10 protein-coding genes are annotated in these 8,261 nt (G+C 63.2%); 4 read left to right on the top strand and 6 right to left on the bottom strand.

What is annotated here, in order from left to right:
- From RMO89_RS14150 to murI, 3 genes are all read right to left on the bottom strand, one after another.
- Positions 1-585: aminotransferase class I/II-fold pyridoxal phosphate-dependent enzyme (locus RMO89_RS14150; RefSeq protein ID WP_310533885.1), on the bottom strand; the 585-nt coding region annotated here is incomplete at its 3' end.
- Between the two features lie 70 nt (positions 586-655).
- Complete coding sequence (locus RMO89_RS14145) at positions 656-1,603, bottom strand: MBL fold metallo-hydrolase (protein ID WP_310533884.1); 948 nt, start codon at positions 1,601-1,603, stop codon at positions 656-658.
- A gap of 9 nt (positions 1,604-1,612) precedes the next feature.
- Positions 1,613-2,422, bottom strand: coding sequence for a glutamate racemase (gene murI, locus RMO89_RS14140; protein WP_310533883.1), 810 nt, complete (start codon positions 2,420-2,422; stop codon positions 1,613-1,615).
- 79 nt (positions 2,423-2,501) lie between these two features.
- Here murI and plsY point away from each other — a divergent pair, with 79 nt between their 5' ends.
- A complete protein-coding gene (plsY, locus tag RMO89_RS14135; RefSeq protein ID WP_310533882.1) occupies positions 2,502-3,092 on the top strand; it encodes a glycerol-3-phosphate 1-O-acyltransferase PlsY in 591 nt (196 codons plus the stop codon).
- Between the two features lie 2 nt (positions 3,093-3,094).
- On the top strand, positions 3,095-4,213 hold the full coding sequence (gene dprA, locus RMO89_RS14130; RefSeq protein ID WP_310533881.1) for a DNA-processing protein DprA: 1,119 nt from the start codon (positions 3,095-3,097) through the stop codon (positions 4,211-4,213).
- Between the two features lie 8 nt (positions 4,214-4,221).
- Here dprA and RMO89_RS14125 read toward each other — a convergent pair whose 3' ends face one another.
- Positions 4,222-4,362 carry a hypothetical protein gene (locus RMO89_RS14125; RefSeq protein WP_310533880.1) on the bottom strand — a complete coding sequence of 47 codons (141 nt, stop codon included), beginning with the start codon at positions 4,360-4,362 and terminating at the stop codon, positions 4,222-4,224.
- A gap of 47 nt (positions 4,363-4,409) precedes the next feature.
- Entirely contained in the window at positions 4,410-4,595 is a 186-nt protein-coding gene (locus tag RMO89_RS14120) for a hypothetical protein (RefSeq protein ID WP_310533879.1), read from the bottom strand.
- A 241-nt stretch (positions 4,596-4,836) separates the two neighbouring features.
- Between RMO89_RS14120 and topA the strand changes: the two genes are divergently transcribed.
- The gene (topA, locus tag RMO89_RS14115) at positions 4,837-7,458 is read left to right on the top strand and encodes a type I DNA topoisomerase (RefSeq protein ID WP_310533877.1); all 2,622 of its coding nucleotides are present in this window, start codon (positions 4,837-4,839) and stop codon (positions 7,456-7,458) included.
- Positions 7,458-7,637, top strand: coding sequence for a hypothetical protein (locus RMO89_RS14110; protein ID WP_310533876.1), 180 nt, complete (start codon positions 7,458-7,460; stop codon positions 7,635-7,637). The genes topA and RMO89_RS14110 overlap by 1 nt, the downstream gene beginning before the upstream one ends.
- Here the strand turns inward: RMO89_RS14110 and RMO89_RS14105 are convergent.
- Positions 7,634-8,242 carry a hypothetical protein gene (locus tag RMO89_RS14105; protein ID WP_310533875.1) on the bottom strand — a complete coding sequence of 203 codons (609 nt, stop codon included), beginning with the start codon at positions 8,240-8,242 and terminating at the stop codon, positions 7,634-7,636. The two genes, RMO89_RS14110 and RMO89_RS14105, sit on opposite strands and share 4 nt — an antisense overlap.
- Positions 8,243-8,261 lie beyond the last annotated feature (19 nt).

The following is an 8,261-nucleotide window of genomic DNA, read 5'->3' as shown; positions in this document are numbered from 1 at the left end:
CGCAACATCGCCGTCCATCGAATAGACGCTTTCAAAGGCGATCAGCTTGGGCACTTCGGGATCGGTTTCGCTGAGCAATTGCTCAAGGTGTTCCAGATCGTTGTGCCGCCATACCTTCTTTTCGGCGCCTGAATTGCGGATGCCGGCGATCATGCTGGCGTGGTTCAGTTCGTCGGAAAAGATCACGCAACCCGGCAGGATCTTGGCCAGCGTCGACAGCGTCGCATCATTCGAGACATAGCCTGAAGTGAACAGCAGCGCGCCTTCCTTGCCGTGGAGGTCGGCCAGTTCTTCCTCGAGCTGGATGTGGTAATGCGTGTTGCCACCGATGTTGCGGGTGCCGCCAGAGCCCGCACCAACGTCGTGCAGCGCCTCTTCCATGGCCTCGATCACCTTGGGGTGCTGGCCCATCGCAAGGTAGTCGTTCGAGCACCACACCGTGATCGGCTTCGGCCCGTTATGGCCGGCAAAGCAGCGCGCGTTGGGATAGGCACCCTTGTTGCGCAGGATGTCGATGAACACCCGGTACCGGCCTTCGGAATGAAGGCGATCGATCGCAGCGTCGAATATCTTGTCGTAGTTCATGGGTAGAGCAAATCCCCAGCGGCTTCGCAGCCGGCTCCTCGAAACGAAGCGCCTCTAGACCATCGCAAGATCACTTTCCAGCGACTTTCTGTGGCAAACTGTCACGCATCTTGACCAGCGGAGTACGGTTGTTCGGATCGATCAGCCAATCAAGGTCGTGTCCGGGGATCAGGTTCAGCTTTGGGGCCGATCTGGCCAGATCGTGCAGGGCGTTTAGCCAGCCGATCAGCGCAACCCGGTCTTGCGGCACGGTGAAATCGGTGACCAGCCGGGATGGCGGTCGGCGCTCCAGCCAACTAACTTCGCGCGGCGCGGTATCGCCGACGAACAGGAATTCGGTGCCATTGGCAAGCTGCACATAAATCATCTGCGAACCTGGCGTGTGACCCGGCGTGGGGATCACGACCACGCCCGGCGCCACCAGTTGCGGGCGGTCCTGCGTGAGTGTTGCCGGGATCTTGAGGCCAGTCGCCCAAGGCAGGGCAGGAGTGCTTTGGGCGCTGGGAACCTGAAATCTGTTCAGCCGCGCTTTTGCGGCGATAGCCGCGCCGCCGGGCGTAGCGGTAATCGCGGCGAGTCCTCCCAGATGGTCGGCGTGCTCGTGAGTGACCAGGATCAGGCTGGCAGTCCGCAATGAATCATCGACCCGTACCTGAGCGGCCGCATCGAAATTCTCCATGCCCAGTTCTTGCGCATAAGCCGGGGTTAGCCCCGTTTCGATCACGATCGGCCGCGCACCAGGTACTTCCAGACGATAGGCCATCACGCCAACCAGCTGTGGCCGGAAACCCGATCCGGCGGCCAGCAGGTTTCCAGTCGCGCTGCGGAAGGCGACGAGTTCGAAGGCGACCCTGTCAGGCCTTTGCCCGGAGGCTGCCGCGACCAGTTGGCGGGCACCGGCAATGTCCAGCCGTGCAGACTTGTTCGACCATGGCGAGCTGTCGATAAACAGATACCACACCGGCGCGCCGACGAAGACCAGCAGGATCATAAGCAGGATGTTGATGCGCCGAGTCATTCGCGAGCCCTATAGCATGGCGATCTGCTGAAGTCCCATTCCGGCGAGTACCGGAGCGAGTTGGCGGACTGCGGCCTCATCCTTGCCGGTGAAGAGCGCAAAGTCAGGGCCGTTGCGTTCGAAGGTTTGCCCGCCGACCAACACTTGCACCCGGCGCGCAATCCCGCTGCCGCCGTGGACGAAATTGACTGCCCCGCCGAAAGCCTCAGCCAGTTCAGATGCGACCAGCGGGAAATGCGTGCAGGCCAGCACGACTGTATCGATTTCTGCGCCGCGACCCTGAGCAGTGAGGCCCGCTGCTGCGCGGGCAAAGACAACGGGATCGACTGATTGGCCGCGCAGCTTGGCTTCCGCTGCGGCGACCAGTTCGGGGGCGGCATGGCGCAACAGCACCTTGCCCCGAGCGAATTCCGCCTCGAGCCGGTCGACATAGGGCTGGCGAATCGTGGCGGCGGTGCCCAGTAGGCCGATGACGCCGCTTTGCGTGATCTCTGCCGCCGGCTTGATCGCCGGGACCGTGCCAACGATCGGGACTTCTAAAACGTCGCGCACCATGGCCAGCGCAATGGTCGAGGCGGTGTTGCAGGCGATGCAGACGAGCCGTGGCTGATAGCGCTCCGCTAGCCGTCCCAGCAGGCCGCAGACCCGGGCAGCAATCTCTGCCTCGGTCTTTTCGCCATAGGGCAGGCCAGCATGATCGGCGACATAGATGACCGGAGCATCGGGCAACACTTTCCGGATTTCCGCCAGTACCGACAAGCCGCCAACGCCCGAATCGAACAGCAGGAGGGGGGCAGTATCGTCGGGAACTTGGGCCATATCGGCGGCATAGCCATTTTTCCATTCCGATAAAGGACATTGCCGCGCTAAGGGTTCATGCAGAGTTCGGGGGATTGTGATGGATCTGGCCACCTTGCTGCCTGTGCTGTTTGCTGGTTACCTGCTGGGGTCGATCCCGTTCGGCCTGCTACTCACCAGCTTGACCGGCGGCGGGGACCTGCGCTCGGTGGGCTCAGGCAACATTGGCGCTACAAACGTGCTGCGTACCGGTCGCAAGGGACTTGCGGCGGCCACGCTGCTGCTCGACCTGGGCAAGGGCTTCGCGGCAGTGTGGCTGGCGCGGCATGTGCTGGGCGGCGATCCGGCAATCGGCGGTCTCGCTGCCGTGATCGGCCACTGCTTTCCTGTCTGGTTGAAGTTCAAGGGTGGCAAGGGTGTTGCCACGCTGATGGGCGTCGCCCTCGGTCTCGCATGGCCGATCGGAGCGGTTTATGCTGCCGTTTGGCTGGGAATGTTGGCAGGCACGCGCATTTCATCGCTCTCGGGGATGAGCGCGGCGGTATCCGCGCCGATTGCTGCTTGGGCGCTGGGCCACACCGCGTTCGTGCCGGTGCTGGTGGCACTCGCCGTGCTGGTCATATGGCTACACCGCGCCAACATCGCCCGCCTGCGCGCCGGGACTGAGCCGAAAGTGGGCAGCAAGGGGTGAGCATGGAACCTGTGCTCGACCTGACCCGTGACGAGGCTTTTTCGCGAATCCGCCTGCTGCGTTCGCCCAATGTCGGACCGGTCAGCTATGCGCAATTGCTGCGGCGGTTCGGCACGGCCGGGGCGGCGCTGGAGGCCTTGCCCGACATCGCAGGCAAGCGTGGCAATCTCTATCGCGCCGCACCGGCGGACCGGATCGAGGCGGAGATTGCTTCCGTCCGCCGCTCAGGTGCACGCTACCTTTTCCATGACGCACCGGAATATCCATCCTTGCTGGGCACCTGCGATTCCGCGCCGCCAATCCTCACGGTAAAGGGTGATGCCTCGCTCGGCGCGCAGGCTTGCGTGGCTGTAGTGGGGGCGCGCAATGCGTCGGCTGCCGCGATCAAGCTGGCGCGCGATTTTGCTGCCGAGTTGGCGGGGCAGGGCGTGGTCATCGTCTCCGGGCTGGCGCGCGGGATCGATGGAGCGGCGCACCGGGGCGCGCTGGCCGGGGCTTCGGGCGGCGGCGGCACAATCGGCGTTATCGCCAGCGGTATCGACATTACCTACCCGCCCGAACATGCGGACCTGCAGGCGCAGATCGGCGAAGAGGGGTTGCTGATCGCCGAACAGCCCTGCGGGACGGAACCGCTCGCCCGCCACTTCCCGGCGCGCAACCGCATTATCGCGGGAATCGCCGCTGGCACGCTGGTGGTCGAAGCCGCGCCCAAGTCCGGCTCGCTGATCACCGCGCGGCTTGCCGGGGAAATGGGGCGCGATGTGATGGCCATCCCCGGCTCCCCGCTCGACAGCCGCAGCCACGGCTGCAACCAGCTGATACGCGATGGGGCCGTTCTGGTCCAACGTCCCGAGGACGTTCTCGAACTGATCCAAGGCTTCACCGGTGCCCCGCGCAGCTTCCTTCGGGAGAGTGCAGAGCCTCTGTCGTTTGACACGTTCGATGCCGAGGCTCAGCCTGCCGACATCACCGGCCTGCTGACCACCGCGCCGGTGGCCGTCGACGAGCTGATCCGGCAGTCGGGTGCCTCGCCTGCGGAAGTGCAGATGGCGCTGCTGGAACTGGAGCTTGCCGGGCGATTGGTGCGCCACGCGGCGGGCCGGGTGAGTTTGTCCGGTTAAGTCGCCAATCAAGGCTGCCAGAGCGCTTCCCGGATCCAGCGGTTGCAGATCAGCTTTGTCCCACGCTTGATCGGCAGACCCGCGTGTTCGCTCGCCTGTTCGCCTTCGGGTAGCTCCAGCGGATCGCCCTGCGCGTCGATCGTCAGCACCGAGATGAGATCGAGTGCGGCCTTGCGCTTCGCATCTCACGCCGTCGTCAGCCGCAGCCGTTCGATGGCCGCCAACCAGTTGCGCTCCCCGGCGACACGCTTGCCAGTAAGTTGGTCGCCGTCTCGGCGCCGTCACCCGATCCCGCCGATCCGGCGCGCTCATTGAGTCGCCGCGCGCCCACCGGGTTCTGTGCGATCTGGCCGTCGCACTTCATGTGGCCGAGCATCAGCATCGCCTAGACACTCCGCGCAGCACCATGCCCTCGATCTCGGTCACCGCGTCCTGGCGCTGCCCAGCGGCATACAGCCGCATGGCCTGATCAAGTTCGGGAGGGTTGCCGCTCATAGACAGCGCCTATGCCAGTGCTGTTCGCGCAATTCCAGAACCTGTCCTGACGAAGGTGGTTGACGGGGGCCAGAGAACCCTCCCACCCTCGCGCGTGTACATACACGTGAAGGAATACCCTTTCGGCCATGCAACTTGTCATCGTAGAATCCCCCGCCAAGGCAAAGACTATCGAGAAGTATCTCGGCAAGGACTACAAGGTCCTCGCCAGTTACGGCCACGTCCGTGACCTGCCACCGAAGGACGGTTCGGTGCGCCCTGATGAAGACTTCGCGATGGATTGGGAGCTCTATGGCGACAAGGCGCGGCAAGTTAAGGCGATCACCGATGCCGCCAAGCTGGCCGACCGTCTGATCCTTGCGACTGACCCTGACCGCGAGGGTGAGGCGATTTCATGGCACGTGCGCGAACTGCTGGCCAAGCGCAAGGCGCTGCCCAAGGACGTTCAGCGCGTCACCTTCAACGCGATCACCAAGGCCACCGTGACCGAGGCGATGACCCGCCCGCGCGAGCTGGATCAGGACCTGATCGACGCCTATCTGGCCCGCCGCGCACTCGATTACCTGTTCGGCTTTACGCTTTCACCGGTGCTGTGGCGCAAACTGCCTGGCGCCAAGAGCGCGGGCCGCGTTCAGTCGGTCGCGCTGCGCCTGATTTGTGAGCGTGAACGCGAGATTGAAGTGTTCAATCCGCAGGAATACTGGTCGGTCGTTGCCCAGATGGAGCAGGGCGGCACCGAATTCACCGCGCGGCTGGTCAAGTTTGATGGACAGAAGCTCGACAAGCTGAGCCTTGGAGAACAGGGCATTGCCGAACGTGCCAAAGCTGCGGTCGAGGGCGGGGCCTTCCGGGTGGAGGAAGTCGAAACCAAGCCGACCCGCCGCAATCCCTACGCGCCGTTCACCACTTCGACGCTGCAGCAGGAAGCGGCGCGCAAGTTGGGCTTCTCGGCCAGCCACACGATGCGGATCGCCCAAACCCTCTACGAAGCTGGCGCGATCACCTACATGCGCACTGACGGCGTGCAGATGGACCCCAGCGCCATCCAGGACGCGCGCAAGGCGATCAATGACCGCTATTCGGGCCACTTCCTGCCCGAAAAACCGCGTATTTACGAGACCAAGGCCAAGAATGCGCAAGAAGCGCACGAAGCCATCCGCCCGGTCGATTTCGCCGTCGACAAGTATGGTTCGGGCGACGAAGCGCGGCTTTATGACCTTGTCTGGAAGCGCGCGATTGCCAGTCAGATGGCCTCGGCCAGCCTTGAACGCACAACCGTCGTCATGCGTGACGGCACCGGTATGCACGAACTGCGCGCCAATGGGCAGGTCGTGAAGTTCCCTGGCTTCCTCGCCGTCTATGAAGAAGGCCGCGATCAGAAGCAGGATGCCGAAGACGATGAAAGCGGCTTGCTGCCGCCGATGGACAAGGGCGACATGCCGCTGAAAAAGGGCGTCGAGGCCAGCCAGCACTTCACCCAGCCGCCGCCGCGCTATTCGGAAGCAAGCCTCGTCAAGCGGCTCGAAGAGCTCGGCATTGGGCGGCCTTCGACCTATGCTGCAACGCTGCAGGTGCTGAAGGATCGCAATTACGTCCGTACCGAGAAAAACCGTTTCTTTACAGAGGATTCCGGGCGACTTCTCACAGCGTTTCTTGAACGCTTTTTCCCGACCTATGTCGCCTACGATTTCACCGCCGGCATGGAGGATGAACTCGACGACGTATCCGGCGGTCGCGAGGCGTGGAAGACCGTGCTCGCCAAGTTCTGGAAGGACTTCAAGCCGAAGTCCGACGAGGTCATGGAGCGCAAGCCGAGCGAAGTTACCGAGGCGCTTGACGAGTTCCTGTCCGACTACCTCTTCCCGCAAAAGGAAGACGGCCACGATCCACGCCAATGCCCGCAGTGCGGCGTTGGCCGGCTGTCTCTACGCGGCGGGCGTTACGGCGCATTTGTTGCCTGCTCGAACTATCCGGAGTGCAAGTTCACCCGCAAGTTCGCTCAGCCGGGCGGCGCTGGTGACGGCGAAGACGGCGAGATCGGCAAACACCCGGAAACGGGCGAGCCGATCACGCGCAAGGTTGGGCGATTTGGTCCTTACATCCAGTTGGGTGAGGGCAAGGAAGCTGCGCGCTCATCGATCCCGAAGGACATCGGCGAACTCGATCTCGACTGGGCGGTCAAGCTGCTCAGCCTGCCGCGTACCGTCGGTAATCACCCGGAAACGGGAGAGCCTATCACTGCAAGTCTGGGACGTTACGGACCATACCTCGCGCATAATGGCAAGTATGCCAAGCTGCGGAGCACGGCGGAAATCTTCGAAACCGGCATGAACAGCGCGGTCGCCAAACTGGCAGAAGCAGCCGCTGGCGGCGGACGCGGCGCGCGCACTGCGGCTGAACCGCTCAAGGTCTTCGGTTCGCACCCGGAAAGCGGCGGCGAGATGAAGCTGATGGCGGGGCGTTATGGTCCCTACGTCACTGACGGCACGACCAACGCCACCCTGCCGCGCGACAAGAAGCCCGAGGACCTGACCGAGGAGGAAGCGGTCACGCTGATCACCGAGAAGGCGGCCAAGGGTCCGGCAAAGGGCAAGGGCCGCAAGAAGGCTCCCGCCAAGAAGGCCCCGGCGAAAAAGGCTCCCGCGAAAGCTGGCGCCAAGAAGGCTGCTCCGAAGAAGGCTGCGGTCAAGAAAGCCCCTGCAAAGAAGGACGCCGCTGAGGCCGTCGCTGACGAGGACGTCCCGTTCTGATGGCCGAAAACTTCACCCGCCATCGCCAGCCCTGGAAAGGCGAAGAAGTGGCGAAACTGCGTGCTCTCGCTGCCAAGGGCAAGGGCCTCAAGGAAATCGCCAAGGCCCTGAACCGCAGCGAGGAATCGACGAAGGACCGCGCCAAGGAAGACGGCATCGGCATCGCGAAGCTGCGCTAATCCGCCGCGATGGCGAAGTCAGTGGCCGCCGCGCTGGCGGTGACAGCTTCGTCTTTCATCTTGTCCACCATGGCCGCGACCCAGGCGCGTTCGCTGGCGATGTCGGCGAATGCACGTTGTGGCACAAACAGGTTGCCAAGGTCATTGCCGACAAGCCAGCCGCCGCTGGTCTTGCTCAGCCGACTAATGCTGATCCATTTCGCCAGCCATTCGCCCCGCGGTGTACTCAGGCGGAAGCCGGCGTGTTCGATTGAATAGGTTGCAGACACACTTTCAGGGGTGCCGTTGGACGTAATCTCCCGCGCGTAACGGCGAGCGGCGATGCGGTTGTATGCCGTGTTGACCGCCCAGAAGCCGATCAGGAATAGCAGCGCGGGCAAGGCCATCGACAGGAACTGGTGGACTAGCACAAGATAAGGGAGCGGGGTGCGTTGGCCCAGCATGAAGGCCAGGCCAAGGCCGGTTTCCATTGCGGCAAGGAACACGAAAACAATCGCCAACTTGTAAAGCGTCGGCGATGGCACTGATCGCTGCACCGCCTCAGCGTTGGCAGCGGTGACTTCCTGGTGAGTGAGTTCGACTGACAGCGGAGCAAATGCGTTCATGGCGCGAAGCATATCCGCA

Source organism: Novosphingobium sp. (genome assembly GCF_031424035.1).
In the GTDB taxonomy this organism is placed as follows: Bacteria; Pseudomonadota; Alphaproteobacteria; order Sphingomonadales; family Sphingomonadaceae; genus Novosphingobium.
Note: the sequence above shows the minus strand (reverse complement) of the source record. Positions and strands in the feature narration are given on the sequence as shown.